25 protein-coding genes, 1 pseudogene and 2 riboswitches are annotated in these 25,867 nt (G+C 67.8%); of the genes and pseudogenes, 12 read left to right on the forward strand and 14 right to left on the reverse strand.

Going from position 1 to position 25,867, the window contains the following annotated elements; translation table 11 throughout:
- The first annotated feature begins 217 nt into the window (after positions 1–217).
- Both BKA03_RS11580 and BKA03_RS11585 read left to right on the forward strand, forming a co-directional pair.
- The gene (locus BKA03_RS11580) at positions 218–3,868 is read left to right on the forward strand and encodes a multifunctional oxoglutarate decarboxylase/oxoglutarate dehydrogenase thiamine pyrophosphate-binding subunit/dihydrolipoyllysine-residue succinyltransferase subunit (RefSeq protein ID WP_373366734.1); all 3,651 of its coding nucleotides are present in this window, start codon (positions 218–220) and stop codon (positions 3,866–3,868) included.
- The gene (locus BKA03_RS11585) at positions 3,865–4,467 is read left to right on the forward strand and encodes a GDSL-type esterase/lipase family protein (protein ID WP_062074083.1); all 603 of its coding nucleotides are present in this window, start codon (positions 3,865–3,867) and stop codon (positions 4,465–4,467) included. Before BKA03_RS11580 ends, BKA03_RS11585 begins: the two co-directional genes overlap by 4 nt.
- A gap of 65 nt (positions 4,468–4,532) precedes the next feature.
- Here BKA03_RS11585 and BKA03_RS11590 read toward each other — a convergent pair whose 3' ends face one another.
- Positions 4,533–5,624 carry a type IV pilus twitching motility protein PilT gene (locus BKA03_RS11590; protein WP_152649456.1) on the reverse strand — a complete coding sequence of 364 codons (1,092 nt, stop codon included), beginning with the start codon at positions 5,622–5,624 and terminating at the stop codon, positions 4,533–4,535.
- A 173-nt stretch (positions 5,625–5,797) separates the two neighbouring features.
- Here BKA03_RS11590 and BKA03_RS15850 point away from each other — a divergent pair, with 173 nt between their 5' ends.
- Positions 5,798–5,872, forward strand: a complete 75-nt coding sequence (locus tag BKA03_RS15850) for a 50S ribosomal protein bL37 (RefSeq protein ID WP_373366744.1) — start codon at positions 5,798–5,800, stop codon at positions 5,870–5,872.
- Between the two features lie 95 nt (positions 5,873–5,967).
- Here BKA03_RS15850 and rsrA read toward each other — a convergent pair whose 3' ends face one another.
- Together rsrA and BKA03_RS11600 are read right to left on the reverse strand one after the other, a co-directional pair.
- Positions 5,968–6,222 carry a mycothiol system anti-sigma-R factor gene (gene rsrA, locus BKA03_RS11595; RefSeq protein WP_062074084.1) on the reverse strand — a complete coding sequence of 85 codons (255 nt, stop codon included), beginning with the start codon at positions 6,220–6,222 and terminating at the stop codon, positions 5,968–5,970.
- Entirely contained in the window at positions 6,215–6,802 is a 588-nt protein-coding gene (locus BKA03_RS11600; protein WP_062074405.1) for a sigma-70 family RNA polymerase sigma factor, read from the reverse strand. The genes rsrA and BKA03_RS11600 overlap by 8 nt, the downstream gene beginning before the upstream one ends.
- A gap of 221 nt (positions 6,803–7,023) precedes the next feature.
- Between BKA03_RS11600 and BKA03_RS11605 the strand changes: the two genes are divergently transcribed.
- Together BKA03_RS11605 and aroA are read left to right on the forward strand one after the other, a co-directional pair.
- Positions 7,024–7,521 (forward strand): hypothetical protein, encoded by a 498-nt coding sequence (locus BKA03_RS11605; RefSeq protein WP_062074085.1) that lies wholly within the window; start codon positions 7,024–7,026, stop codon positions 7,519–7,521.
- A gap of 13 nt (positions 7,522–7,534) precedes the next feature.
- The gene (gene aroA, locus BKA03_RS11610) at positions 7,535–8,902 is read left to right on the forward strand and encodes a 3-phosphoshikimate 1-carboxyvinyltransferase (protein ID WP_308477977.1); all 1,368 of its coding nucleotides are present in this window, start codon (positions 7,535–7,537) and stop codon (positions 8,900–8,902) included.
- Between the two features lie 67 nt (positions 8,903–8,969).
- Here aroA and BKA03_RS11615 read toward each other — a convergent pair whose 3' ends face one another.
- Positions 8,970–9,953 (reverse strand): Gfo/Idh/MocA family protein, encoded by a 984-nt coding sequence (locus tag BKA03_RS11615; RefSeq protein WP_062074407.1) that lies wholly within the window; start codon positions 9,951–9,953, stop codon positions 8,970–8,972.
- Between the two features lie 93 nt (positions 9,954–10,046).
- Here BKA03_RS11615 and rsgA point away from each other — a divergent pair, with 93 nt between their 5' ends.
- From rsgA to thiD, 4 genes are all read left to right on the forward strand, one after another.
- Positions 10,047–11,066 carry a ribosome small subunit-dependent GTPase A gene (gene rsgA / locus BKA03_RS11620; protein WP_062074086.1) on the forward strand — a complete coding sequence of 340 codons (1,020 nt, stop codon included), beginning with the start codon at positions 10,047–10,049 and terminating at the stop codon, positions 11,064–11,066.
- Between the two features lie 62 nt (positions 11,067–11,128).
- Positions 11,129–11,234, forward strand: a riboswitch (TPP riboswitch).
- A complete protein-coding gene (gene thiM / locus BKA03_RS11625; protein ID WP_238579355.1) occupies positions 11,228–12,040 on the forward strand; it encodes a hydroxyethylthiazole kinase in 813 nt (270 codons plus the stop codon). It overlaps the preceding riboswitch by 7 nt.
- A 2-nt stretch (positions 12,041–12,042) precedes the next feature.
- Positions 12,043–12,690: a thiamine phosphate synthase gene (gene thiE, locus BKA03_RS11630; RefSeq protein WP_062074087.1), complete on the forward strand. Its 648-nt coding sequence runs from the start codon at positions 12,043–12,045 to the stop codon at positions 12,688–12,690.
- Complete coding sequence (gene thiD, locus BKA03_RS11635; RefSeq protein WP_062074088.1) at positions 12,687–13,496, forward strand: bifunctional hydroxymethylpyrimidine kinase/phosphomethylpyrimidine kinase; 810 nt, start codon at positions 12,687–12,689, stop codon at positions 13,494–13,496. The genes thiE and thiD overlap by 4 nt, the downstream gene beginning before the upstream one ends.
- A gap of 16 nt (positions 13,497–13,512) precedes the next feature.
- Here the strand turns inward: thiD and BKA03_RS11640 are convergent, their stop codons facing one another.
- Positions 13,513–15,936 carry an ATP-binding cassette domain-containing protein gene (locus BKA03_RS11640; RefSeq protein WP_062074089.1) on the reverse strand — a complete coding sequence of 808 codons (2,424 nt, stop codon included), beginning with the start codon at positions 15,934–15,936 and terminating at the stop codon, positions 13,513–13,515.
- The gene (locus tag BKA03_RS11645; protein ID WP_083971240.1) at positions 15,914–16,582 is read right to left on the reverse strand and encodes an ECF transporter S component; all 669 of its coding nucleotides are present in this window, start codon (positions 16,580–16,582) and stop codon (positions 15,914–15,916) included. Before BKA03_RS11645 ends, BKA03_RS11640 begins: the two co-directional genes overlap by 23 nt.
- A gap of 77 nt (positions 16,583–16,659) precedes the next feature.
- Positions 16,660–16,764, reverse strand: a riboswitch (TPP riboswitch).
- A 60-nt stretch (positions 16,765–16,824) separates the two neighbouring features.
- On the opposite strand from BKA03_RS11645, the gene BKA03_RS11650 reads away from it, so the two are divergent.
- Both BKA03_RS11650 and BKA03_RS11655 read left to right on the forward strand, forming a co-directional pair.
- On the forward strand, positions 16,825–17,619 hold the full coding sequence (locus tag BKA03_RS11650) for a purine-nucleoside phosphorylase (protein ID WP_062074090.1): 795 nt from the start codon (positions 16,825–16,827) through the stop codon (positions 17,617–17,619).
- Positions 17,619–19,562: a phospho-sugar mutase gene (locus BKA03_RS11655; protein WP_083971100.1), complete on the forward strand. Its 1,944-nt coding sequence runs from the start codon at positions 17,619–17,621 to the stop codon at positions 19,560–19,562. The genes BKA03_RS11650 and BKA03_RS11655 overlap by 1 nt, the downstream gene beginning before the upstream one ends.
- Positions 19,563–19,783: 221 nt before the next feature.
- Here BKA03_RS11655 and BKA03_RS11660 read toward each other — a convergent pair whose 3' ends face one another.
- The 7 genes from BKA03_RS11660 to BKA03_RS11690 form a co-directional block, all read right to left on the reverse strand.
- Positions 19,784–20,302 carry an RNA polymerase sigma factor gene (locus BKA03_RS11660; protein WP_062074091.1) on the reverse strand — a complete coding sequence of 173 codons (519 nt, stop codon included), beginning with the start codon at positions 20,300–20,302 and terminating at the stop codon, positions 19,784–19,786.
- A complete protein-coding gene (locus BKA03_RS11665; protein ID WP_062074092.1) occupies positions 20,299–20,931 on the reverse strand; it encodes a hypothetical protein in 633 nt (210 codons plus the stop codon). The genes BKA03_RS11660 and BKA03_RS11665 overlap by 4 nt, the downstream gene beginning before the upstream one ends.
- Positions 20,932–21,002: 71 nt before the next feature.
- The gene (gene deoC / locus BKA03_RS11670) at positions 21,003–21,707 is read right to left on the reverse strand and encodes a deoxyribose-phosphate aldolase (protein ID WP_062074093.1); all 705 of its coding nucleotides are present in this window, start codon (positions 21,705–21,707) and stop codon (positions 21,003–21,005) included.
- Positions 21,704–22,771 (reverse strand): adenosine deaminase, encoded by a 1,068-nt coding sequence (locus BKA03_RS11675; RefSeq protein ID WP_062074094.1) that lies wholly within the window; start codon positions 22,769–22,771, stop codon positions 21,704–21,706. Before BKA03_RS11675 ends, deoC begins: the two co-directional genes overlap by 4 nt.
- A gap of 22 nt (positions 22,772–22,793) precedes the next feature.
- Entirely contained in the window at positions 22,794–23,264 is a 471-nt protein-coding gene (locus BKA03_RS11680) for a hypothetical protein (RefSeq protein WP_062074095.1), read from the reverse strand.
- A gap of 145 nt (positions 23,265–23,409) precedes the next feature.
- Positions 23,410–23,892 (reverse strand): NUDIX hydrolase, encoded by a 483-nt coding sequence (locus BKA03_RS11685; protein ID WP_062074096.1) that lies wholly within the window; start codon positions 23,890–23,892, stop codon positions 23,410–23,412.
- Positions 23,893–23,953: 61 nt separating this feature from the next.
- Complete coding sequence (locus tag BKA03_RS11690; RefSeq protein ID WP_062074097.1) at positions 23,954–24,343, reverse strand: ribonuclease E inhibitor RraB; 390 nt, start codon at positions 24,341–24,343, stop codon at positions 23,954–23,956.
- Positions 24,344–24,458: 115 nt separating this feature from the next.
- On the opposite strand from BKA03_RS11690, the pseudogene BKA03_RS11695 reads away from it, so the two are divergent.
- Positions 24,459–24,850 (forward strand): annotated as a pseudogene (locus tag BKA03_RS11695) (DUF2200 domain-containing protein).
- On the opposite strand, the gene BKA03_RS11700 reads toward BKA03_RS11695, so the two are convergent.
- A complete protein-coding gene (locus tag BKA03_RS11700; protein ID WP_152649458.1) occupies positions 24,847–25,860 on the reverse strand; it encodes a hypothetical protein in 1,014 nt (337 codons plus the stop codon). The pseudogene BKA03_RS11695 and the gene BKA03_RS11700 overlap by 4 nt on opposite strands.
- Positions 25,861–25,867: the final 7 nt, after the last annotated feature.

Raw genomic sequence — 25,867 nt, forward strand, 5'->3', positions numbered from 1 at the left:
CCTCTGTCACCGCAGGTCCTTGCGAGCCTCAGAGTTTGTAACGATTTCCCCAAACAGCGCGACGATGCGGCCGGTGCGGTCGTTTAGGCTGGAGGATGACAAGGAAATCCCTGTTTTCCTCGGACGACGTTGAGAAAGAGAGCGGCCGGTTGTGTCCCCCACCTACCCCAACTCGGAAGCCCGCACTTCAGTCGCAAGAGTAGACGGCGCGCCATCGGTGGCGTCGCTAGTCCTCGGCGGCGCCGGACGCGACGATGCGTCCACCGTTGTGCCAGCTGAGCCAGTTTCAGAACAACCACCAAGCGACGCGACTCCTGCCGAAGAGTCGCCTCCTGCCGCTGCCGTCCAGGCGTCGGCACCCGCATCGGTCACCGAGCGGGCCCCCACTCCCGTAGCGGACGTGCAGCACGAGTTGCTGCCCACCCAACCCATTGCCACGGCGGTGGCCCCAAGCGCCGCATACCTGCAGCGCCCCGAGCACCCCCAACGGCTCCACACCGATGTGCACCAAGGTGTCGAGCGCTTGCGCGGACCCGCCGCGAGAGTCGTCGCCAACATGGAGGCAAGCCTCGACGTGCCCACCGCGACGAGCGTGCGCACGGTGCCAGCCAAGCTCCTCATGGACAACAGGGTGGTGATGAACAACCACTTGGCGCGGACCCGCGGCGGCAAGGTGAGCTTCACTCACCTCATCGGCTACGCGATCGTGGAAACCCTCGCCGAATACCCGGCAATGAACGTCGCGTACACGACCGAAAACGGCAAGCCGGCCATCATGACTCCGGCTCATGTCAACTTCGGCCTCGCGATCGACCTTCCCAAGTCGGAGGGCCAACGGCAACTCTTGGTGCCCAACATCAAGGGCGCCGACGACATGGACTTCGCGCAGTTCTGGGACGCCTACGAGGCGCTCGTGAGCCATGCACGTGGGGGCACGATCCAGCCATCCGATTTCCAAGGCACGACATTTTCCCTGACCAACCCGGGCACCATCGGCACCGTCCACTCCGTGCCGCGCCTCATGCAAGGGCAGGGCGCGATCGTCGGCGTCGGCTCGATGGACTACCCCGCCGAGTTCCAGGGCGCGTCCGCCGAGACGATCGCCCGCCTGGGCGTTTCCAAGGTGCTGACGCTGACCTCGACGTACGACCACAGGGTCATCCAGGGCGCCCAATCCGGCGAGTTCCTGGGGCTCGTTCACAAGAAGCTGCTCGGCCTAGATGGATTCTATGACCGGGTGTTCGTGGCGTTGCGCGTGCCCTACGAACCCGTGCGCTGGGTTGCCGACACCACGCCCGATGAGGACACGGAACAGGGCAAGCCCGCTCGCATCGCCGAACTGATTCACGCCTACCGTTCGCGCGGACACCTCATGGCCGACGTCGATCCGCTGAGTTCACGCCCGCGCAGGCACCCCGACCTCGACGTGCAGACGCACGGCCTGACCCTGTGGGACCTCGACCGCTCGTACGCGACCCCTGGATTTGCCGGTCAACATCGCTGGAAGATGCGCGAGGTGCTCGGCAGGCTTCGCGACGCGTACTGCCGCACCATGGGTGTCGAGTACATGCACCTTGCCGACCGCCAGCAGCGCTCATGGTTCCAAGAGCGGCTCGAGCACGGCTACACCAAGCCCGCCCGCGAGGAGCACTTGCGCATCCTTGGTCGCCTCAACGCCGCAGAGGCATTCGAGGCGTTCCTGCAGACCAAGTACGTGGGCCAGAAACGCTTCTCTCTCGAGGGCGGCGAATCCCTCATCCCCCTCATGGACGCGATCCTGTCGTCTGCCGCACGCGCCGGAATCCACGAGGTGTGCGTGGGCATGGCCCACCGCGGTCGCCTCAACGTGTTGACCAACCTGGCCGGAAAGTCGTACTCCCAGATCTTCAGCGAGTTTGACGGGACGGCGCTTCCTGGCTCCGTGCAGGGATCCGGGGACGTCAAGTACCACCTCGGCACCGAGGGCGTCTTCACTGCCGACACCGGCGAGACGACCAGGGTCTATCTGTCCGCCAACCCCTCACACCTTGAGGCCGTCAACCCGGTGCTGCTCGGCACCGTCCGCGCCAAGCTCGACGCTTTGGGCGCCGACACGACGACGGACGGCTACCCCATCTTGCCCATCCTGATCCACGGCGATGCGGCGTTCGCTGGCCAGGGCATCGTCCAAGAGACACTCAATATGGCCCAGCTGCGCGGCTACAAGACCGGCGGCACCATCCACGTCATCATCAACAACCAGGTGGGATTCACCACCGGACCGCAAGACAGCCGCTCCACGCGTTATTGCACGGACATCGCCAAGGGCTACCAGATCCCCATCTTCCACGTGAACGGAGACGACCCGGAGGCATGTGTGCGCGCCGCGCGCCTCGCCTTCGAATACCGCGAACAATTTGGTCGAGACGTCATCGTCGACATGGTCTGCTACCGCCGCCGCGGCCACAACGAGGGCGACGACCCGTCGATGACTCAGCCGCGCATGTACGACCTCATCGAGGCAAAGCGATCGGTGCGCCACCTGTACACCGAGGCGCTGATTCGCCGTGGCGACATCACCACCGACGAGGCCGAGCAAATGTCGCAGGACTACCTAGCTCAACTCGAGCGCGTGTTCCTCGAGACGCGGGAGGGCTTCAAGGCCTCCCACCCCGAAACCGTCGCCGGGCTCGAACTCCCCTCCTCCCAGTCGTCCGATGCTGGCATGATGGTCGGCTGGCGCACCGCCGTGAGTGCCAGCCAGATCGAAAGAATCGGGCGCGCCCACATGCGCCCGCCGGAGGGCTTCCAGGTCCACCCCAAACTTGAGAAATTGCTCGAACGACGTGAGCTCATGAGCCGCGAGGGCGGCATCGACTGGGGCTATGGGGAACTGATTGCGTTCGGCACCCTGTTGCAGGAGGGTGTGCCCATCAGGATGGCGGGTCAGGATGCGCGGCGCGGCACGTTTGTGCAAAGGCACGCAGTGTTCCATGACCGCTCGAACGGCGCCGAGTGGACTCCGCTGCTCTACCTGTCCTCCGACCAGGGCCGCATGCACATCTACGACTCACCGCTGAGCGAGTACAGCTGTCTCGGCTTCGAATACGGGTATTCCGTCGAACGTCCCGACGCCCTCGTGGTGTGGGAGGCGCAGTTCGGCGACTTCGTGAACGGCGCCCAGACCATCATGGACGAGTTCATCTCGTCGGCCGAGCAGAAGTGGGGCCAGTCATCGTCCGTTGTGCTCCTCTTGCCGCACGGCTTTGAAGGACAGGGCCCCGACCACTCGTCCGCCCGAGTCGAACGCTTCCTGCAGATGGCCGCCGAAGACAACATCGTCGTGGCGATGCCCTCGACCCCCGCGTCGTACTTCCACTTGCTGCGACGCCAGGCCTACAACCGCCCACGAAAGCCGCTCGTCGTGTTCACACCGAAGTCGATGCTTCGCCTCAAGGCCGCGTCAAGCGCGGTCGAAGACTTCACGACAGGCACATTTGAGGAGATCATCGCCGACCGGGCCGTCTTCGGCTCGCACGTGACTCGCGTGCTCATGTGCTCGGGCAAGGTCTATTACGACCTCCTTGCCGAGCGCGAGAAGAGGGGCGACTATTCCAGGGCGATTGTGCGCTTCGAGCAGCTCTACCCACTCGACGGAGAGAGCATTCGCGGCGCCGTTGACCAGTTCGACGGAGCGGATTTCATGTGGGTCCAAGAGGAGCCACAGAACCAAGGCGCGTGGGCCACGATCTCTCTGTCACTGCCTCAATTGTTGGGCAGGACCATCGACGTCGTGGCGCGCCCTGCATCCGCTTCGCCCGCTTCGGGACTAGCCTCAAAGCACCTGGAAGAACAGGCCAACCTCGTCGCAAGGGCATTTGACACATGACCAACGTCTTCTTCGTGGGCGATGAACTCGCAGCGGGCCACGGGGACCCCAAAGCACTTGGATGGACGGGCCGTGTCGCCGCGAGGACGATGCCGTACAAACCAGAACTCCGCTTCCACACGCTGGCCGTACCAGGCGAGACGACGGGCGAACTCACCGCACGATGGGACGACGAGGCGCTTCGACGCATCGGCGAAGGCGGGGTGGGGACCACCTCGAACGCCGTGCTCTTCGCCGTGGGGCGCCACGACGTAGTGCGCGGCGTCTCTCCGACGATGACGCGCCTCAATATTGCCAATGCGCTCGATCGCGCCAAGGCACTTGGATTCCAGACGATGCTCGCCGGCCCCCCTCCCGGCTTGCCTAAGGACAACGACTCGATCGCCGAACTCTCGGCCCTGTGCGAGGAGTCCGCTTCTCGCCGCGCCGTGCCCTACGTGGACTTGTACGGCCCCCTCGCTCGGCACGAGCAGTGGTTGGCCGACATCAACATGGGCGACGACGACTTGCCGCGCCAGGCTGGATACGGCCTGATGGCGTGGCTCGTGCTCCACTCCGCTTGGCACGAGTGGCTCGGCATCGACAACGTCGAGCAGTAGTCGAGCAGTAGCCTCCTGCCGACGCGAGAGCCGCGCAATCCCGCGGACGACAGTCTCGACACTGGCTAGGCCAGGACTCCGGCTTCTCGAAGATTGACGGTGAGGTCCTGGGGCCGCGAGGCGATCGCCATCGCGTCCTCGTAGGTCACGACGCCGTCGCTCACGAGCAAGAACAAATGCTGGTCGAAGGTCTGCATCTTGTAGTACGCGCCGTCCGCGATGAGGTCAACGATCGGAGGCTGGGACGACGGATCGACGATCGCCTCGGCGGTACGGCCGTGGTTGATCATGACCTCGCAGACGAGCGCCCTCCCCGTGCCGGTGCTCCTGCGCACGAGGCGCTGGGAGACGATGCCCCTGAGCGTCTGGGCAAGCGTCGAGCGCACCTGCTGCTGCTCGTGGGGCGTGAAGAAGTCGACGACGCGATTGATGGTGTCCTGCGCGTCCACCGTGTGGAGCGTAGCGAGCACGAGATGGCCGGTCTCAGCCGCGGACAGCGCCGCGCGCACCGTCTCGATGTCGCGCATTTCGCCCACCATGATGACGTCGGGGTCCTGGCGCATGGCGCCACGCAACGCATTTTGGAAGTCCAGCGTGTCCGAACGCACCTCGCGCTGGCTGATGATCGACTTCTTGTCAGCGTGGAGAACCTCGATCGGGTCCTCGATCGTGATGATGTTGACCTCGCGGTACGTGTTGATCAGGTCGACCATGGACGCAAGCGTGGTGGTCTTGCCCGAACCCGTCGGGCCCGTCACCAACACGAGTCCGCGGGGCTCAAGCGCGAGGTCGGAGACAACCGTCGGAATTCCGAGTTCCTCCATCGGCTGCGCACCCACGGCTACACGGCGGAATACGAGGCAGTCCGCGCCGCGCGCCACGTACGCGTTGACGCGGAATCGGCCGACGCCGGACAAGGAGAACGCGAAGTCTGCTTCGTGCGTGTCGCGGAACTGCGCCACGAGGTCTTCGGGAAGCACCTGCGCGACCATGTTTCGCGTGTCATCCGCACGCAAGGGCGCGACCTGAAGCTTGCGTAGCCTTCCATCGACCCTGATACGCGGGGGCGAGCCCACCTTGCAGTGCAGGTCGGATCCACCCGTCGACGCGAGGGCGTGCAACAACGGGATCACGGACACGGGGGGTTGTTCACTCACGGTCCCTCCTTCGGCATCGGCGCGCGTTTACTTGAGAGCGTAGGGCCTCGAGAGCCCCTGCGGGGAGCATGAGATTAATCCCTCATTGGGTCCCGCGAGGCCCGAGGCCACAACGCAGGGTCTCAGGTGTGGAATGATGGGGGGTCGCTTGACCGAATGACTAGGGAGACACCATGAGCAAGAAGGGCCGTAAGCGCAAGTCGCGCGCGAACTCTGCTGCCAACCACGGCAAGCGTCCCAACGCTTGATCCGCATGGGGCCAGCCCTCAACGTCCGAAACCCGCGTCCGTAGGGACGCGGGTTTCGTCGTTTTAACAGGTGTTTCGTTCGCGGTTGGGGCGTGTCAGCCCTCGGCCTGCAGTTCGGCTCTCGCCGCCTGAATGGTGCTTAGCACGCGCTCTCGCAACTGGTGAGGCGCCTTATCCGAGTGCGCCTGCGACACGAGCATCCGAATCTTCTCGTTGATCTGATGTTCCGCTTCGCACGGAGGACAGTCCTTCAGGTGCTCGCCGATCCGAAGCAATTCGGTATCGGTGAGTTCGCCGTCGATGTATTCGAACAACTTGGCGAGTGCTTCTTCGCACTGTCGCTTAGCCATGGTCTGCATCTCCCGCACTGCGCTCGTAGATCCCTCGTTCTGCCGCATATTCGCGCAACTTTTCCCGCAGCATGCGCCTTCCCCTGTGTAGGCGCGACATCACGGTGCCAACCGGCGTGTCCATGATGGTGGCGATCTCCTTGTACGCGAAGCCCTCAACGTCGCTGAGGTAGACGGCCATCCTGAAGTCCTCCGACAACTCGGACAAGGCGCGGCGCACCTCCGTGTCCCCAAGGGAGTCGAGCGCCTCTTGCTCGGCCGACGCGAGGCCCGACGACTGGTGTTCGGCTGCCGCCGCAAGCTGCCAGTCCTCGACCGTGTCCGCATCGGTGCGCTTGGGTTCGCGCTGCTTCTTTCGGTATGTGTTGATGAAGGCGTTGGTTTGGATTCGGTAGAGCCACGCCTTGAGGTTGGTGCCCATCGTGAACTTGTCTTGGGCCTTGAACGCCTTCGCGTAGGTCTCCTGGACAAGGTCTTCAGCATCGGCGCTATTGCGCGTGAGGCGCAAAGCGGCAGCGTACAACTGGTCCATGTAGGACAGGGCTTCTGTCTCGAAGTCGAGACCGGTTTCTTCACTCATCGCGAAAGAGCCTACCCGCACGCCCAGCGGGCTCGCTCCTGCACTGCGGAGTGGCGCTTCGAGCTCCAAAACGGTCATGTTCGAATCAACAGTTGGCGACGGATGCACATTCCCTGTGCCGCCCGGCCCCGTCGTCGTTTCCTCGCTACCAGGACCCTTGAATTTCGCCGCCCACTGCCCACCACCGTGTACGGCTCGCGCCGCGCGAGTAGGCTTGAGTCATGACTCGCGCCCTTGCTCGTCCGTTGCTCGCCTCGTGGTTCGTCTATGGGGGCGTGCGTGCCGCGCTAGAGCCACGGAAGGGCGCAGAGGCCGCGGAACCGGTAGTCAAGCCCCTCCTGACCGAGGTCGGCGTTGACGTGCCCGTCGAGGCGCTTGTGCGGGCCCATGGCATTGCCACCGCCGCCGCGGCCACGGTGCTTGCCTTCTCGAAGAGTCCCCGCGCTGCGGGAGTCGCCCTCACGGGCCTCGCGGCCGTCACCGTGGCCACCGCAACACCGTTCTGGCGCATGGAGGAGGGGCCCGAGCGAGAAGCCGCCCTCGAACAATTCATGAAGAACCTGTCGCTACTCGGCGGCGCGATGCTCGCCGCGACGGCCGGCCACAGCGCGGGCCACATCAAGCGCAAGAAGGCTCGCCAGGTGAAGGCCAAGGAAAAGGCCAAGGAAAAGGCCAAGGAAAAGAAGGCGGTCGCGAAGTCCGGCCGCGGCACCAAGTGAACCGCAGGGCCGCGTGACACCCACGTACAGCGTGGGCCTCGGCCCAGGTCAGTTGTGGCCCGCCCCAGTCTCTTCGCCCCTCAACGGCACCCGGCAACTCGACGCGACGGTTGACGTCCCCGGTTCCAAGTCGTTGACCAACCGCTACCTGGTCCTCGCGGCCCTTGCCGACGCCCCCGTCGTCGTGCGCGGCGGGCTCGTTTCCCGGGATTCCGACCTCATGATTGCGGCCCTGCGTTCCCTAGGTGTGGCGATCGAAACGGGCGCCGATGCGTCCGGTGGCGGCGTCTGGACGGTCGCTCCCGGCCCGTTGCGGGGCGGCGTCCACGTCGACTGCGGGCTCGCAGGAACGGTCATGCGCTTTGTCCCCCCGCTCACCCTCTTGGCAGGAATTGCCGGCGATATGGGGCCAGTGACCTTTGACGGCGACGCCGGAGCCCGCTTGCGTCCCATGGGACCGCTGTTGGACGCGCTGCGCGCCTTGGGCGCCACAGTGGATGATGACGGACGCGGCACGCTCCCCTTCACCGTCGTCCCTCCCGCATCGGTGCCCACCTCGGTCGACGTCGATTCATCGGCATCGTCCCAATTCGTGACGGGGCTCCTGCTCGTGGCACCGCGCCTGCCCGGCGGGCTCACCGTGCGCCACATCGGAGAGAGCCTCCCGAGCCTGCCGCATATCGACATGACTTGCGAGACGCTTCGCGAGGCGGGTATCCGCGTGGACCAGCCCGACGAGCGCACGTGGATCGTGCACCCTGGCACCCTTCACTTTGACTCGATTCGCGTCGAACCCGATCTCAGCAACGCGGGGCCCTTCATGGCCGCGGCGCTGGTGGCGGGAGGAACGGTGCGAATTCCCGGTTGGCCGCGACAGACGACCCAGCCTGGCGCCCTCTTTCCCGCGCTTCTCGAGCGCATGGGCGGTCGCTGCGAGCTCGTGGGAGACGTCATGACCGTCACCGGTGACGGCACGGTGCGCGGAATCACCGCAGACCTCTCGCCCGCCGGCGAGATCACTCCCACCATCGCGGCGCTGTGCGCCCTCGCTGCTGGGGCGTCGGAACTCACGGGCATCGGGCACCTGCGCGGGCACGAGACGGATCGACTGGCCGCCATTGCGACAGAAGTGGACCGCCTCGGAGGCGTGTGCCTGGCGGGCGACGATTCGCTGAAGTTCGGCGGCGCGCCGCGCCCGGACGACGCCGATGCGGGCCTGGTCGGAGCCGTCATGGAGACGTATCACGACCACCGAATGGCCACTTTTGCGGCAGTGATCGGCCTGCGCGTTGCAGGCGTCGAGGTGCTCAACGTCGGCACCACTTCCAAGACGATGCCCGAGTTTCCCTCGATGTGGCGCGCGATGCTGGCCGTCGCGTAGCCGCTTTCGCGTCGCGTCGCGTCGCGCGGCCGCCGCTTCGCGGCGTCTGGACTTCTCGGCGTCTCGCCTAGACCGCGATCCGCACACCCTCCTCGAACGACCGGATGATGCCCATCGCCAACTCAAGCGCGCGTCGGCCCTCCCTGGCGTGGACGGGCGGCTGCTGACCCGCGCGGAGGGCCGCCAAGACCGCGTCCATGTGCCGGTCGAAGGTGTATTCGAACGTGCGGGCCTCGTCGTTGAAGTAGCCGGCCTCCCACACTCGCCGCATCTCGTCCCCGGCCACCGACAGCGTCAGCCGCTTGACGGTGTCCTCGATGATGAGCCGTCCCTCCGTGCCGTTTACCTCGATCACCTGGGTGTCGGGATAGGCATATGAGGAGTCGTAGGACCCGACGAGCGAGCCCACCGCCCCCGAAGCGAACCGCAGTGCCACCGCGAGCGTCGTGTAGGTCCCCGGACGCGTCATGTCGGTCATCTGGGCGGCGACCGAGCTGATGGGGCCGCACAGGTGCTCGAGCATGTCGAGGCCGTGCACCTGCGTCTCGATCAGGTTCGCGTGGGGGCTGGTGCCGAAGTTCGGCTCGCCGCCGAATCGCCAGGTGGCGAACACGATGTCCCCGAGCTCGCCCGCGTCGATCGCGGCCTTGGCGCGCTGCACGGGTTCGGCGTAGCGGTGGTTGAGGTTGATGGCGAAGAACACGCCTCGGCGTTCGGCCTCGGCGAGCAGGGCATCGGCCTCTTCAAGGTCGAATACCAGGGGTTTCTCGACCAGGAGCGGCACGCCGCGCTGCAGGAGGTGGAGCGTCGGCCCGAAATGGACTTCGTTCGGCAGGCAGACGGTGACCAGGTCGGGCCGTGCCTGGTCGAGCATCGTGTCGATGTCGGTAAACGGCGTCGTGGCGAACTCGGCGGCACGTGCGGCCGTGCGGCCAGGGTCGCGCCCCACGATGCCGACCAACTCGACGTCGTGGCGTCGCGACAGGATCCGCGCGTGCTGGGCACCCCAGCCCCCTGTACCGACCACAGCGACCTTCAGTGCTTCGTTCATCGTCGAACCCTCCAATGCATTCGCAGGAACCGTCACCACAGTAGTCGCCGAGGATCGGTAGTCTCGGGGCATGACGAATTCACCGGCGGTCACGTGACGGACTGGAGCGGTTACGACGAGTCCGACGCCAAGGTGCGCCCCGGGCGCAGTTCGCGGCCCCGATCCAAGATCAGGCCTGCACACGCGGATGCAGTCGACGGCGTCGTGACGATCGTCGACCGTGGGCGCTACACGGTTCTTACCGCGGCCGGACCCACCGTCATGGCGGTCAAGGCGCGTGAATTGGGCCGACGCGGACTCGTCGTCGGCGACCGCATCGGCCTCGTGGGCGACGCCTCCGGTACGCCTGACACCTTGGCGCGCATCGTGCGGCGCGATGAGCGTGCGTCTGCGCTCCGGCGCACGGCGGATGACAGCGACCCGGCCGAGCGGGTGGTCGTCGCCAACGCGGACCAGTTGGCGATCATCGCCTCCCTGGCAGACCCGGAACCCAATCCGCGCATCATCGACCGCTGCCTGGTAGCCGGATTCGACGCGGGCATGGGCGCGATTCTGGTGCTCACCAAGGCCGACCTCATGTTGGCCGACCACATGCGCGCGCTGTACCAGCCGTTGGGCGTGACAGTGATCGAGACCTCCGTGATGCGAGAGGGCGGGCCCGAGGCGGACCCCGGGTTCCAACTGCTGCGCTCTGCCCTGGTGGGCGCGCGGACCGTGTTTGTTGGCCCGTCCGGCGTGGGCAAGTCGACGCTGGTCAATGCGCTTGCGCCTGGAACCTTGCGGGCCGTTGGCCGCGTCAACGACGTGACGGGGCGGGGCCGTCACACGTCGACGTCGTCGCTCATGCTCGAGGTGCCCAGCGGCGGTTGGATCATCGACACCCCTGGTATTCGGTCATTTGGCCTGGCGCATGTCGATGCCGAGCACATGATGTCGGCGTTCCCCGACGTGGCCGCCTACGAGGTCGAGAACTGCCCCCGTGGGTGTCAGCACCTCAGCGCCGCCGATGGCTGCGAGCTCGACGGTTGGGTGGGCGACAACCCCGATCGAGCCGTCAAGATCGACTCGATCAGGCGCCTGCTCGCATCGAAGGCCGCGGGCGAGGGCTACTAGCGCTCGCATCCCCCGCCTCCGCCGCGCTGCCGATGGGCAGACCCGTCAGGAGGTCTACAGTGGGTCCCGACGCGGGGTGCCAGTTTCCACATGCGGGAAGCGGCTGAGAACACACCCGTCGAACCTGATCTAGCTCGTACTAGCGAAGGGACGTCACTCTCGTGGCTCCAGAACTCTCCCAGCCCACCGCCCATACCATCGGCGATTCCCTCGGCCTATTGCGGGAGCGGCCGCCGCTCGTGCAGTGCCTGACGAACATCGTCGTCGCGCAATGGACCGCCAACACGTTGTTGGCCATCGGTGCCGCGCCTGCGATGGTGGACAACCCTCGCGAAGCCGCAGAATTCGCCGTGATCGCCGGAGCCGTGCTCGTCAACGTCGGCACCCCTTACGAAGAGACCGCCGCCGCGATGTCCGCCGCGGTGGCCTCCGCATCCGCATCCGGAACGCCCTGGGTGCTCGACCCCGTCGCGGCCGGCGCCTTGGCCTGGCGAACGGGCCTCGCCCTCGCCCTTATTGAGGCGGCCACTCCGCGTATCATCCGCGGGAATGCCTCGGAGATTCTCGCCCTGGCCGGTGGAGCCGGGGGCAAGGGCGTCGACTCTGTCGACACCCCCGAGGCGGCGCTCGAGGCGGCGAAGGCCCTCGCGCTCCACTACGGCACCACCGTCGCCGTCAGCGGCCCAGTAGATCACCTGACCGACGGCGTGCGGGTGGTGCGCATCGCGAACGGAAACTCCCTCATGACTCAGGTCACCGGCGTCGGCTGCGCCCTCGGTGCCCTCATGGCGGCCTTTGCTGCCGTGGTGGACGATGGCCTGCTCGCCGCCTCTGCCGCGACAGCTGCACTCACCGTGGCGGCGGACGAGGCGGCACGCGTCAGCCGCGGGCCCGGCAGTTTTGCGGTGGCGTTGCTCGATGAGCTTGCCGCACTGTCTCCACAGGCGCTCGCGAGCGCCGTGCGGCTGAGTTGACCATGGCCAGGGCGCCGATCGATCTCTCGGTATACCTCGTCACGGATACCGTCCTGTGTGGCGAGTTCGGCGCTGCAGCGACCGCTCGGGCCGCCGCCGCTGCCGGTGCCACCGCGGTGCAACTGCGAGACCCACACGCGAGCGACGACGAGATGGTGGCGCTCGGACGTGCCGTGATCGCGGCGCTCGAGGGTTCTGGCGTTCCCGTTCTGGTCAACGACCGGGTGCATCTCGTGCACGCGATCGGCGCCCAGGGGGCGCATATCGGCCAGTCCGATCTGGGCGTCGACGAGGCGCGGGCGATCCTCGGCGAGGACTCCTACCTGGGTTTGTCCGTTCAGACTGTCGACCATGTCCACGCGGCGAGGCACCACGGCGAGTCCATCGATTATCTAGGAATTGGACCCATCTGGTCCCAGGGCACCAAGCCAGACGCGGCCGCGCCAAGCGGCATCGACACGCTGGAACGGGTGCTCTCGGTGAGCCCCTGGCCGTGCGTCGCGATAGGCGGCATCGATGCCCGTCGCACCGCCACGGTCCGGGCAACGGGCGCGGCGGGCGTCGCCGTCGTGAGCGCGATTTGCGGTCAGCCCGACGTGGCCGCCGCCACCGGATCCATCAGGGCGGCGTGGGACGGCGTTCGCGTATGACCATCCCCGTCGCCCTCACCATCGCCGGTAGCGACCCCTCCGGCGGTGCCGGCATCCAGGCGGACCTCAAGACCTTTAGCGCACTTGGCGCGTACGGCATGGCAGTCATCACGGCACTCACCGCCCAGAACACTCGCGGGGTCACCGGCGTGCATGCCGTGCCCGCGGAGTTCGTGACACAACAGCTAGAAACCCTTGTGGCCGATGCGAGGCTCGATGCGATCAAGATTGGGATGCTCACCAACGCCGACGTCGTCAACGCCGTGGCCCTCTTCTTGACATCGCACCCGAACCCGGTCGTCGTCCTGGACCCTGTCATGGTCGCCACGAGCGGCGACCTACTGCTAGCCGACACCGCGGTAGATGCGATGCGCGCCCTGGTGCCAAGAGCGTCGATCATTACGCCCAATCTGGCCGAGGCCGCGGCGCTCCTCGAGCGCGCCGTCGCCACGAGCAGGGATCAGATGCACGAGCAGGCACGCTCTCTCGCGTCGCTCGGAGCCCAACGGGTGTTGCTCAAGGGCGGCCACTTGGACGGTTCCCATGACATGGTCGACGTCTTTGTCGGGCCCGAGGGCGAACACGAATTGGTGGGGCCGCGCATCGACACCGCGAACACCCACGGCACCGGCTGCACCCTGTCCTCCGCTCTGGCCGCTTTGCGCCCGCAACGCGAGGACTGGCTCACCGCGGCGCGCGACGCGAAGGCCTGGCTCACGGGAGCCCTGGCACACGCCGATGCCCTTGACGTCGGCCACGGGCACGGCCCGGTGCATCATTTCTACGAACTCTGGCCGCGCCCTTAAGGCTGCACGTCCGCGCCTAGCGCGTGATGGCAAGCACCAAGGGGATCGCGGCGACACCCGCCGCCAGTGCCAGGAGCACCGTGTCCGCAAGCAACCAGGGCGCGCCCTCGGCCCACGTGCGCCGCACTCCGAGGGCCAAGGCCGAGGAGAACCCCCTGGCCTCCATCCCCACCGCCATGCGACCCGCCTGCCGTAGGGACTGCACCAGGAGTGCGAAGGTCAGTGTGACGAGTCCGCGCGCCTTGGCCACCGGCGACCGACCGGCAGCGAGGCCCCTGACCCTACGTGTGCGGCGCAGTTGTTCCCACTGTTCCGCGAGGGACTCGAAGCGCTGCAGGGCTGCGACGGCCGCCACCACGGGTCGTCCCGGCAACCGCAGGCGCTGCGCCAGATGATCGCCCAAGGCGAATGGGTCGATGAATCGCACCAACAACACGCCTGGTAGCACGAAGAATGCGATACGCAGCGCGGCGATCGCAGCGATGACGGGACTCTGTCCTTCGCTCAGCAGCCACGTGGAGAACCCCACGGAGGCCACCGCGAGCAGGCCGGGCAGCACTCTGCGGATTCCGTGGCCCCTCCAGCCAATCACAAGAGGGGCGAGCAGCAGCTCGGCGGCCACCCCGATGAGGCCCTGAGGCAGGGTAGAGACCGTCAGCCCACCGGCTAGCAGCAGCGCCGATGCGCCGAGCAGCGCCAACGGTCCAGCGCGTGCGGCGAGCGGCCGGAAGGCAGCGCGAGGTGTCGCCGTGGTCGAGCGGAGCGGGCCTGCCGATGAGGACCGGTCCTCCCACGGCATCGGCTCGTTGGAGAGGTCGCGCCCGTCCGCGCGGGTGCCGCCCACGATTCGCCCCTGCTCAAGCCGGATACAACGGTCGGCCAGCGCGATGAGCAGCGGGTCGTGGGTCGCGACCACCACCGCCGTGCCTGCATCGCGAGCCGCCACGATGACTCCCGCCACTGCGGCCCACGTCTGACGGTCCTGACCCACGGTCGGCTCGTCAAGCACGAGCAGCGACGGCCCGTGGGCGACCGCACCCGCGAGCGCCAGTCGGCGCATCTGCCCACCCGAGAGGTGGTGCGGGTCGACGCCTGCCGATGCGGTCAGGCCAAGGACCTCCAGCAGGGCGTCAACTCGTGGTTCGGGCTGCTCGATGCCAAGCCTGCGGGACGTGCTGAGCACGTCGTCCCTCACGGTGCGCCCGACCACGGCCAGTTCGGCCTGTTGCGGCACCCATCCCACGCGCCGAGCGAGCTGCGTCGACCCCCATGTGGAGGGATCCTCCCCGAGACCGGCCCGTACGCATTCACCGGCGACGACGGCCCCGGAGAAGGGCGCCTCCAAGCCTGCCAGCAGCGCGGTGAGAGTGGACTTTCCTGCGCCGCTGGGGCCGACCACGGCAAGGATCTCCCCCGCCCGCGCCTCGGCGTCCACCCCCCACAACGTCCGGATTGCGGACGTGGGTTCGCGGCCCCCAAGGCCCTCCCTTGTGGTGCGCAGCACGCCGACGCCGCGCGCCGACATGACCGCGCCTCCAGTGGGCGTGGGCGCACCCACCGGGGCGCAGAGTTCCGCGGGCACGGCAAGCGGGCGGGGAGCGCGCGCCGCGGGCACCCACACGCCTTGATCTGCGAGGGCTTCCGCGTCGGCCAGCAGCGTCTCGGCCACCGTTCCGTCCCTGCCGATGGCGCCATCGGGCCGCAGAACGATGACGCGGTCGATCTGAGGTAGCCAGGCGTCGAGCTCGTGCTCGACCAAAATGACCGTGGCCCCCGACGCGCCGACGGCGCCCCAGATGGCCTCGCGGACCGCCGCAGCCGCGACGGGGTCGAGCATCGCGCTCGGCTCGTCGAGCAGGACCAGCCCCGGTTCCAAGACCAGCACGCCTGCCAAGGCGAGGCACTGGGCCTGCCCGCCGGAAAGCGCCTCCACCGGGTGGTGAGGACCATACGGAAAGCCCACCGCGTCCAGCGTTCGTCTCACGCGCTGCCAGATGTCGGCCCGGCCGACCCCAATGTTCTCGAGGCCGAAGGCGACGTCGCGGCCCACTCGACCGGCCACCGCGGCGTCTGCGGGGTCCTGCACCAGCAGGCCCACGTTCGCGCCCTCGCCGCGGGAATGGGGGCCGTTCAGGTCGCTGCTCTGGGAGACGACTCCGCCGAAACCCGCGCCGTCGACAGTCACGGAGCCCGCGAGCTCACCCGACTCCGTCGTGGTCAGCACACCCGCTATCGCGCGCAGCAACGTCGACTTCCCGCAGCCGCTCGGCCCGGCGAGCAGCACTCGCGTTCCCGGTTCGATGCGCAAGGTTAGCCCGTCGAGAATGGGCGTCCGCCGGCCGAATGGCCGCCAGATCAGGTCTTGGATGTCGACAAGAGCACCGCCCACGCGCGTCCGCGGGGGTGGGACCGTCACATCAGCGGAGTGCGTCGGCCTCATGGACTTCCTGCCCGGCGGGGAACGCATTCAGGGCGCCCGAGCGGGCAAGGGCCCGCACGAGCGCCCAACCTCCGACGCCGGCGATCAAGCCGCCGGATACCATCCCGCAAGCGAGATACACGAGTTTCCAGGTCCACGAGTAGCCGGCCACATACGACCACCACTCGTAGCCGGTGATTTCCATCGCTGCCGAGAGAAGCCCGCCGAGCGCGGCGATCACCACGCCGAACCGCCGCCAGAGCAGCATCGCGAGAACCAACTCGACTCCAAGCGCCTGTAGCGTGCCCGACAGCAACACGGCAACACCCCACTGATTGCCGAGGAAGAGTTCGACGCTGGCCGCGATCACTTCGGTGAGCACGGCCGCACCCGGTCGGCGCACTACCAGGCCACCCACTACCGCGGGGATGAGCCACACGCCGAGAGCCAGTTCGGCGGCCGGGGGGAAGGCGGCCGTCACGACGCCAACGCCCGGGTAGACGAAGGTGTCAAACGCCCAGAAGACGACGCCAAACGCGACGGCGAGCATGGCCGCCGTGATGAGGTCGATGCCCCGCCAGGCCATCGGCCTCCCGGAGGCGAGTACAAAACGCGCGGAACTGTTCGTCCGGTCGATGCCGGACTTCTTGATGTGGTGCGTGGTCATGATTTTGTGCTCCCGTGGAATCCGTTGGACACCTCGGGGAAGCAACTCGCCGTTCGACACCATGCCGCACGCCGAGCACTTGAGACTTCCCGACTCCCTTCGCCGGTGCTAACCGGAGCAGGTTCGAGGGTCTGCGGCAAGCCGCACTCTCAGCGCCGGATGGCGCTCCCCTGTCGCTGACGATGCTACACCCCCGCGCCAGGTCCGTGGCCGGTGCCGTTCTGGGCGATTAGGCTCGATCTATGACAGCTCACGCGTTGGCCGCAGAGGCCGCAGCCGTCCTCGCCGATCGCACGGGGATCGCGCACCACGACATCGCCCTTGTCCTGGGGTCCGGATGGGGCGGCGCTGCAGAACTCATCGGCGAGGAGGTCGCCTCCGTTTCCGCGGCCGAGATTCCCGGCTTTGACGCGCACGTCGTCCCCGGTCACAGCCCCTTGCTGCGCTCGCTTCGCCTGGCCGACGGACGCCACGTGCTTGTCTTGGGCGCGCGGCAGCACTACTACCAAGTGCGCGACGCTGCCAAGGTGGCCCACGCGGTGCGCATGGCCGCCGCGGCGGGCTGCACGCAGCTGGTGCTGACGAACGGTTGCGGATCAACGCGCCCCGAGGTGGGGGCCGGCTCGGTGGTTCTGATCAGTGACCACATCAACTTCACCGGGGTTACCCCGCTTGAGGGCGCCACCTTCGTGGACCTCGTTGACCTCTACTCCTCGCGCTTGCGCTCGCTCGCGCGCGAGGTGGACCCCACGCTTCCGGAGGGCGTCTACATCCAGTTCACCGGCCCCCAGTACGAAACCCCCGCCGAGGTGCAGATGGCGGCGGGCTGGGGCGCGCACCTCGTGGGCATGTCGACAGCGCTTGAAGCGATTGCCGCCCGCGCGGAGGGGATGGAGATTCTCGGCCTGTCGCTCGTGACGAACCTTGGAGCGGGCATCGGCGGCGAACACCTCAATCACCAAGAGGTGCTCGACGCCGGTCGGGAGGCGGGGCCGCGCATCTCTCGCCTGCTCGCGGATGTCGTCGGGAAGATGTGATGTCCGAAACCGACGACCTGTTCCGCAAGGCGATCATCTGGCTGACGGACGATCCCGACGACGCCACCAAGGCCGAGCTCGAGTCCGTACTCGACGCCGCGGTCGCCAAGCAGCCAGGTGCGTTGGTCGATCTCGAGGACCGATTCTCGGGGCTTTTGCAGTTCGGCACCGCCGGCCTCCGCGGCCGCATCGGCGCCGGACCGAACCGCATGAACCGCGCCGTCGTCATTCGCGCGGCGTCGGGTCTGTCGTCATACATGACCGCGCAACTTGGCCATCCGGGCACAATCGTGGTCGGCTACGACGCCCGCCACCGCTCGCATGACTTCGCCGTGGACACCGTTGCCGTGGCCGTCGCGGCGGGACACCGGGCCCTGCTGTTGCCCTCCGCGCTCCCCACCCCTTTGCTCGCCTACGCGGTGCGGGCGCTCGGCGCCGACGCTGGCGTGATGGTCACCGCCTCGCACAACCCCGCATGGGACAACGGCTACAAGGTCTACCTGGGCGCCTCGATCACGCCCGAGGCCGCGGGCGCACAGATCGTTCCGCCGCACGATGCCGGGATCGCCGCGCTCATCGCCGCGGTGCCATCCGTCGCGTCGGTGCCCCACGCCGAGTCCGGCTGGGAGGTCCTCGACCCGAGCATCGTCGACGAGTACGCGGCGAAGGTGGCCGCGCTGGTGCCCGCCACCGTGGCCGCTTCCGGCGACGCCTCGTCACCCGCATCCGTGGCCGCAAGGCGCGCGGCGCTGCGCGTCGTCCTGACCCCCATCCACGGCGTCGGCGATGCGACCGTGCGCAACGCGCTGAGCCGCGCGGGCTTCACCGACCTCACCTCCGTGCCCGAGCAGGCCACGCCGGACCCTGACTTCCCCACCGTCGCCTTCCCCAACCCCGAGGAGCCCGGCGCGATCGACCTCGCACTCAAGCTGGCCACGACCATCGAGGCCGATGTGGTGATTGCCAACGACCCCGACACGGACCGCTGCGCGGTCGCGACCGTGATCGACGGCGGCTGGCAGATGCTGCACGGCGACGTGGTGGGCTCGCTGCTGGGCGAGCGCATCGCTCAACGGCTCGCCGCGATGACCCGTGACGCCTCGGCACCGCCGTCTGCCGTCCCCTCCGCCCCCGCGTCAACCGCACCCGTCGCCCCCGCGTCAACCGCACCCGTCGCCCCCGCGTCAACCACCCCCGTCGCCCCCGCGTCGGCCACCCCCACGCTGGCGAACTCGATCGTCTCGTCTCAGCAACTCGCGGCCATTGCCGCGCGCCACGGACTGCGCCACGCCTCGACGCTCACCGGCTTCAAGTGGATCGCGCGGGCTCCCGGCCTGGTCTACGGCTACGAGGAGGCGCTCGGCTATTGCGTTGCACCCGAGTTAGTGCTGGACAAGGACGGGATCTCAACCGCAGTGATGATCGCGGAGATGGTGTCCGAGTTGAAGGCGGCCGGCCGCACGTTGGCCGACGCGATCGACGACCTCGCGCGCGAGTACGGCGTGTACCTGTCGTCCCAGGTATCTGCCCGTTTTGACGACGTGGCGCAGATCCCTGAGTTGATGTCTCGCTTGCTCGCCTCTCCCCCTGCAACGCTCGCCGGGTCGCCCGTAATCGCCACCGACGACATGAACGAAGGCTTCGCGGGACTGCTGCCCACGAACGGGCTGCACCTTGCCGCGGAGTCGGGCGCGCGGGTCATCATTCGGCCATCCGGGACCGAGCCGAAGGTCAAGGCGTACCTCGAGGTCATCGAGCCCTTGGCCGTTGGTGACGGCGCTGGTGTCGATGGCGCTGGTGTCGACGGCGTTGGTGTCGATGGCGTTGGTGGTGACGTGCGCGGTGGTGACGTGCGCGGTGGTGACGTGCGCGGTGCGCGCGCTCGTGCCACCGAGGCCATGGCAGCCCTGCGTGCCGATGTGGAGGCCCTGCTGGGCGTCTAAACGCCCTAGTCGGCGCTGGTGACCACTCAGCGGTGGCTGCTGCGTCCCAGTCGGCGCTCACGCCCACTCGCCCGTTGTGAGCGCGTGCCGTGGTGGCTCGACGCGAGTGGTCACCAGCGCCGACTGAGGTGCATGGGACCCTCATGAGTGGTCATGAGCGCCGAATCGACGCGGCGTCCACCAATCTGGAGCGTGCTCGCGCCAGCTCCCCCAAGCGCGTTCTAGGCTCGCTCCACCACGGGCTCTCTTGCAGCGATGCCCAGCGCCACCGCGAGTTCCCGCTTCGCGCGCGCGTAGCGGCTGCGCACCGTGGAGGCAGGGATCGCTTCGAGCGCGGCGACCTCCCCCAGACTGAAGCCGTCCCAGTGGACCAGGCGCACCACCTCGGCGAGCTCGGGGTCGAGGCGGGCGATCGCGTCGCGCACGTCGTGACCCTGATCCGCAGGCGGCGTTGTCGCAGATGCCGCACCATCCGATGCCGCCGTCACCGCTCGCAACCGGCCGGCCAACTTGGCGCGGCGCACCTTGCCCCGCGCCGCGTTCGCCAACACCCCCTTGGCGATCCCGAACATCCACATGCGTGCCTCGGTGGCATCCGCTGGCAGGTCACCCTCCCGGCGCCACACCACTGTCATCACCTCGGCGAGCGCGTCGGGTGCGTCGTCGATGCCGATGCGCCGCTCAAGGTAGTTGAGCAGCGCGCCGGCGTTCTCGTCGAGCGCGGGGACGACGTCATTCACCCGACGACGTCCGTCATGTCCGGAAGTTCGGCATTGGGGCACGTAAGGACTGCTTCCCACCCTTCCAGCGAGTTCATGTCGTAGCCCTGGGCGGCGAGGTTGGACCGAATTGCGTCCTGGTACGCCATTTGGAAGCCCAACTCGTACTCAAAGTCGGCCGTCCAGTGGGGACTGCCTGGAACCATGATTTCCTCGCTACCGTCCGCAAGCTGGAACGGCATCGGGTGCGCGCGGAGCCAGGCGATCCCGGCATCGATGTCGACGACGTCGAGCAGATTTGAGCGGCCCAAGAAGGCGTTGGTCGCCGCCACCTCATCGGCCGGACCCTGCACATTGCCCAGAATTCCGTTGCACTCGGCTCCGCTCGGCAACGCGAAGGCGAACGGCGCGGCATCGTCTTGCCACGGCACGTGCCAGTCGTACGCCGCGCCCGCCGCGGCACCGCCAGCGAGCAGAAGCGCGAAGGCTCCCGCGCCGATCGCGAGCGGACGACGCACACGTCGCGGAGTCGGGCGCGCGTCCCGCGCCATGGCCTCAAGCGCAGCACCGCGCAAAGGCCCGTGCTCGCTGATCGCGGGTGCGCACTCGCTCAGCAGTGTGTCGAGGTCGCGCGTTTTGTGATCGGTCATGTCCCCTCCTCAGGGTTGCTCTCAACCGGTACATGTCCGGATGAGGCGCGCCTGACGACCGCCCCTACAAATCAGTACCCCGCGGCATCCTCAGTCGCGGCGGCTTCGTCGACACCATCGGCGTCGAGTCCGTCGAGCACGGCGCGGGTCCCACTCAGCCCCAAGCGCGTGGCGCCGGCCGCGATCATCTCGAGCGCGGCCTCGGCCGTGCGAATCCCGCCCGACGCCTTCACACCCATGTCGGGGCCCACCGTCGCGCGCATGAGGGCAACGGCATGCGCCGACGCCCCACCAGAGGGGTGGAAGCCCGTGGACGTCTTGACGAAATTGGCACCGGCAGCCATGGCAGCCTTGGAAGCGCCCACGATCGCCTCATCGGTCAGCGCGGCGGACTCGATGATGACCTTGAGCACCACACCCGCGGTAGACGCACGCACGGAGGCGATGTCGGCCTCGACGGCCGCGAAGTCGCCAGCCAAGGCGGCGCCAACGTCGATCACCATGTCGACCTCATCGGCGCCAAGCGCCACGGATTCAGCGGCCTCGATCGCCTTGACGGCCGAGGTGTGCTTTCCCGAGGGGAAGCCACACACGACCGCGACCAACAGGCCCTCCGGCACCGACAAAGGAATCATCGAGGGCGACACGCACACGGAGTACACACCCAAAGCCGCACCCTCCGCGACCAGGGCCGCGACATCGGCCGGCGTTGCCGTCGGCGCGAGCAGGGTGTGGTCAACCATGTGGGCGAGCTCGGCCCGCGTCAGCGCGCTCATGACTCGTAGCCTTCCACGACGCGCTCCGCGAGTTCGGCGCGCTCGTCGTAGGGAAGGAACGCACCCCAAGCGGCCACGAGCGTCGCCTCGAAGAGGTCCTCGAGCGTCCAGCCAGCCTCGACCAACTTCGCGAACTCGCCGGACATCGACACCCCTGATACCAGGCGATTGTCGGTGTTGATGGTCACTGCGAAACCCAGGTCGCGCAGCTCGTGGATGGGGTGATCCTCGATGGACGTGGCAGCGCCCGTCTGGACATTCGACGTGGGGCAGCACTCGAGCGGAATCTGCTCGTCGAGCGCGTGCTGCGCGATGATGCCGAACACAGGCTCCTCGTCGGTGCCAAAGCCCTCGATGTCTTCGTGGATGCGCACGCCGTGACCGAGCCTGCGCGCGCTGCCCAGCCCGAGGGCCTCGCCAACGGAAGCGGCACCGTCGGCCTCTCCCGCGTGAATGGTGACGGGCATGAGGTTCTCGCGCAGCAACTGGAATGCCGCCCGGTGGTTCGAGGGAGGAAAGCCGAGCTCGGGGCCTGCGATGTCGAAGCCGACGCAGCAGCGGCCGCGGTTAGCGATCGCGAGTTCGGCGATCTCGAAGGAGCGGTCCAAGTGGCGCATCGCATCCAGGAGAGCGGCGGCGCGGATGCCATAGCCTGCCTCGGCGGCCTCTGCGATGCCCTCCTTGATTCCGTCCTGGACGGCCTCGACGACCTCTTGCAGTGTGAGCCCGCCTTCGAGGTGCTGCTCGGGGGCGTAGCGCAGCTCGGCGTAGATCACGCCGTCCGCGGCGAGGTCGACGACGGCCTCGCGGGCCACGCGCGTGAGGTTGGCGGCCGTCTGCATAACGGCAGCAGTATGGGAGAACGCCTCGAGGTAGCGAACGAGGGACCCGGAGTTCGCATTCTGGGCAAAGTCGCGCGCCAACGCGTCGGGATCGGTCGTGGGAAGCTCGTGTCCGATCTCTGCGGACAGCTCTATCAGCGTTGCCGGTCGAAGGCCCCCGTCGAGGTGGTCGTGCAGAACAATCTTGGGCAGGATTCGGATCTCTTCAGCGGTGAGGGTCATGCCCACCAGCCTACGGCGACTCCTACGGGACCGCCGCCCAGAGTACCGACGCGAAGTACGCGAGGGCAAGCACGGTGACCATTGCGGTAGCCGTGGCGGGGGTCGATTTGCCGGTCGCGCGATAGACACCGAGGAGCCCAACGGCCGTCGCCACGCCGAGCAGGCCCACTCCCATCGCCATGGCGACGATGCGCTCGCCCTCCACTGCTCCAAGGGTGGACCCGAGGATGAGGAGCGAACCGATGCCAGCGCCGCCTGCCGCGCCGTAGGCGGGACCGCGCTGCTCAAGCGCCCAGTTGCGCCACACCAGGTAGGCGGCCTCTGCCGATCCGAGTGTGAGGGCGACGCCAACCACACCGAGGTGGCCCGAATACTCGAGGCTTCTCCCCGACGCCCAAGCGATGGAAAGCCACGCGATCGCGCCGGCCCCCACCACGACGCCGACAAGCCAGCCGCGAGCGCTCTTGAGCCGTTGGGCCAACACCTCGGTCACGCGAGCACCGCCGTAGCCGGGGCATCGATGACGGCGCACCAGAGGGCCGGTGCCCCCACGATGAGGGGCGCTAGGAGGATCACCCGTCGAACATACCGCGATACGTCGGTCCTCCCTAGCATTTTCCCTCGAGGCCAGGGGCGTGTCAGCACTCGAAGCGCGCCACCTGACCAGGCTCGAGTGCCGATGCGACGCGGGATGCCATGTCGGCCGACATCGGCGGCATGGCGTCGACGGGGAACCACGCGGCGTCGGTGTTCTCGCCGTCGGCGGGGTGGGGCTCGCCTGACACATATCTGAAGCGGAATGTGAGGTCCAGATATTGCGACAGGTCGCCGTTCGCGTACTTCATGGGCGGAAGCGAGCGGACGGACGTGAGGGCCTCGGGCACGGCGACGATGTCGGCCTCCTCGAGCACCTCGCGTGCGCCGGCGACGGCGGGCTGCTCGCCCGGGTCAATGATGCCGGTGACGGGGGTCCAGGCGCCGGTGTCGGCGCGCCTCACGAGCAGCACCTCGAGCCCGGCCGGTGCCGTGACGCGCAACACGACCGCTGTTACGCCAGAGAGCCACAGCAGGTCGTGGCCGATCTTGGCGCGCAGGTCAAGGACAAAGTCGGGGGTGGGCATGGGTAAAGCCTAGGGCGACAACGGCGAGGCGTCGGCAAACGGCAGTCCAACCCTCCCGCCGCTAGGCGTCCTTTTCCGCCTCGGTAAAGAGCCCAGCCCATCCCTCGAACTGTCCGCCATGTTTCGAGGCGAGCTCCTCACACATGTCAACGGTCTCGCGCAGAAATTCAGGAAGCAGGGCCACCCTGTAGCCGCGAATGAACAGCATCCACTCGGGAATGTCGTGGCTTGGCGGAACGATCTCGTGGCGAATCCCCCGTCCTCGCAGGTCGTCGGCGGCGGCGGAGGCCCTGGGGCTCGAGGCAAAGGAAAGGAAGAACTCCGACTCGCGAGGCGCGGTCACGTCGGCCCCGCGCGCCTCGAACGCCGCGAGCCGCTCGGCGTCATCGGCCCAGAGACCGTGCGGCGCGACGCGCTTGCGTCCGCCACGAACCTTGTCGAGGAATCCCATCCACCCACGGTAGCCGTGGTGGCCGCGCCTCCACACGGACCAATGGCGCGGCCCGGACACAACGGCGCTCGGGTCTCTCGCGACTCCATGACCGGTGCGCGCCACTCTCCAACCCATGAGCAAGATGTTCGGCATGCCGGTCGCATCGGTCTACCCGCTCTACGTGGCGAAGGTCGAGCGCAAGGGGCGCACGCAGGCGGAGCTCGACCAGGTCATCGAGTGGCTGACGGGCCTTGACGGGCCCTTCTTGGCACGGCATCTCGAGGCCGGGACGACGTTCGCGGACTTCTTCGCCGACGCGACGCTGAACCCCAACGTCTCGCTCATCAAGGGCGTGATCTGCGGAGTGCGGGTTGAGGACATCGAAACCCACTCATGCAGAAGATCCGGCATGCCGGTGAGGTTCCGGGATCAACGCGGGTACCTGATGACCCACTGCCGCGCAGCGAGGAGCCGCATGGGTGCCTGATGACCCACAAAGCGCAGAGGCCCGCGTTGCGGGACTAAGCCGAGGCCGACGCGGCCCGAACCCGGGGCAGCACCGCCCAGCCCACCCGGTTCCAGTTGCCCAAAGCGGCCAACGGCTCGCCCCCAAGCGCTCCGAGATCCAGCTTGTGCAGCGCGCCAGTCGACGGCTCGTAGACCAGGAACCCCTCTCCATCGAGCCCCACCACCAGCACCACATGGCGGGGAATCACGCTCTCCAGCCCGCCCGCGGAGTCCCCCGATGCGTACAGCGGCACCGGGATACCGTCGGCCACGGCGGCGCGAATGTGGGCCCCGAGCGCCGCCACCTCGTCATCCCGCGCATCGTCCACGAGAGCCCCGCGAAAGCGCAGTCCGCCAAAACGCGTCGCGTTGTCGAGCCGCCACGGCGGGCTGCCCAACGCAAGCGGCCACGGGAGCAGGCCGAGCCCGTGCCGTGTCACGAGCGAATGCATGACTCGCTGCAGGGCCTCCCAACGGTCGGCGACGGTGTGGAGTCCGTGGCCCGAAACGTCGGCCTCAACGCTCGCGGCGAGCGCCTCGGGCGGCATGTACCAGCCGCCGCGGTAGCCGACGGCGACCCAGGCCGCCACGAAGGGGTCTCCAATCATGAGCATCATCGCCATCGACGCGGCCCCGCACGTGGTCTGGTCCACCTGGGTGGCGCGCACCGCGCCCCAGTTGACCGCGCCGGGATCGCGCCTGCGCGCGGGGTAACGGATGAGCGCCCTGTCCTCCGGGTCGAGCTCCGTCCACGACGCCGCGAGAGCGGCCACCGCCTCGATGGGCGCGCCGCTCGCCACCGCACGCTCGATCACGGGCGCGTCCTGACCCATCTCGTGCAGAGCGGTCTCGAGCGCCTTCTTGTCGGCGAACGACACCCTCGAAAGCGCGCGGGAGCACCGCCGGGCGAACACGTCCGGGCGGTCCGATGCGCCGGTGGCGAGAGTGATCGCCCTGCCCGTCGCCGCCTCGGACACGAACCCGCGGCGTCCACCAAGCGCGCGTCCAGCGCGCGCCGCGAGTGACACCAGCGTC

The organism is Demequina lutea (genome assembly GCF_013409005.1).
In the GTDB taxonomy this organism is placed as follows: Bacteria; Actinomycetota; Actinomycetes; order Actinomycetales; family Demequinaceae; genus Demequina; species Demequina lutea.

Bases quoted from the DNA above. Each gene is read 5' to 3' on its own strand.
- BKA03_RS11585 (WP_062074083.1), top strand. From the start codon at position 3,865: ATGACCAACGTCTTCTTCGTGGGCGATGAACTCGCAGCGGGCCACGGG.
- rsrA (WP_062074084.1), bottom strand. From the start codon at position 6,222: ATGGCTAAGCGACAGTGCGAAGAAGCACTCGCCAAGTTGTTCGAATAC.
- BKA03_RS11600 (WP_062074405.1), bottom strand. From the start codon at position 6,802: ATGAGTGAAGAAACCGGTCTCGACTTCGAGACAGAAGCCCTGTCCTAC.
- BKA03_RS11605 (WP_062074085.1), top strand. From the start codon at position 7,024: ATGACTCGCGCCCTTGCTCGTCCGTTGCTCGCCTCGTGGTTCGTCTAT.
- BKA03_RS11615 (WP_062074407.1), bottom strand. From the start codon at position 9,953: ATGAACGAAGCACTGAAGGTCGCTGTGGTCGGTACAGGGGGCTGGGGT.
- thiE (WP_062074087.1), top strand. From the start codon at position 12,043: ATGGCCAGGGCGCCGATCGATCTCTCGGTATACCTCGTCACGGATACC.
- thiD (WP_062074088.1), top strand. From the start codon at position 12,687: ATGACCATCCCCGTCGCCCTCACCATCGCCGGTAGCGACCCCTCCGGC.
- BKA03_RS11640 (WP_062074089.1), bottom strand. From the start codon at position 15,936: ATGAGGCCGACGCACTCCGCTGATGTGACGGTCCCACCCCCGCGGACG.
- BKA03_RS11645 (WP_083971240.1), bottom strand. From the start codon at position 16,582: ATGACCACGCACCACATCAAGAAGTCCGGCATCGACCGGACGAACAGT.
- BKA03_RS11650 (WP_062074090.1), top strand. From the start codon at position 16,825: ATGACAGCTCACGCGTTGGCCGCAGAGGCCGCAGCCGTCCTCGCCGAT.
- BKA03_RS11655 (WP_083971100.1), top strand. From the start codon at position 17,619: ATGTCCGAAACCGACGACCTGTTCCGCAAGGCGATCATCTGGCTGACG.
- BKA03_RS11665 (WP_062074092.1), bottom strand. From the start codon at position 20,931: ATGACCGATCACAAAACGCGCGACCTCGACACACTGCTGAGCGAGTGC.
- deoC (WP_062074093.1), bottom strand. From the start codon at position 21,707: ATGAGCGCGCTGACGCGGGCCGAGCTCGCCCACATGGTTGACCACACC.
- BKA03_RS11675 (WP_062074094.1), bottom strand. From the start codon at position 22,771: ATGACCCTCACCGCTGAAGAGATCCGAATCCTGCCCAAGATTGTTCTG.
- BKA03_RS11685 (WP_062074096.1), bottom strand. From the start codon at position 23,892: ATGCCCACCCCCGACTTTGTCCTTGACCTGCGCGCCAAGATCGGCCAC.
- BKA03_RS11690 (WP_062074097.1), bottom strand. From the start codon at position 24,343: ATGGGATTCCTCGACAAGGTTCGTGGCGGACGCAAGCGCGTCGCGCCG.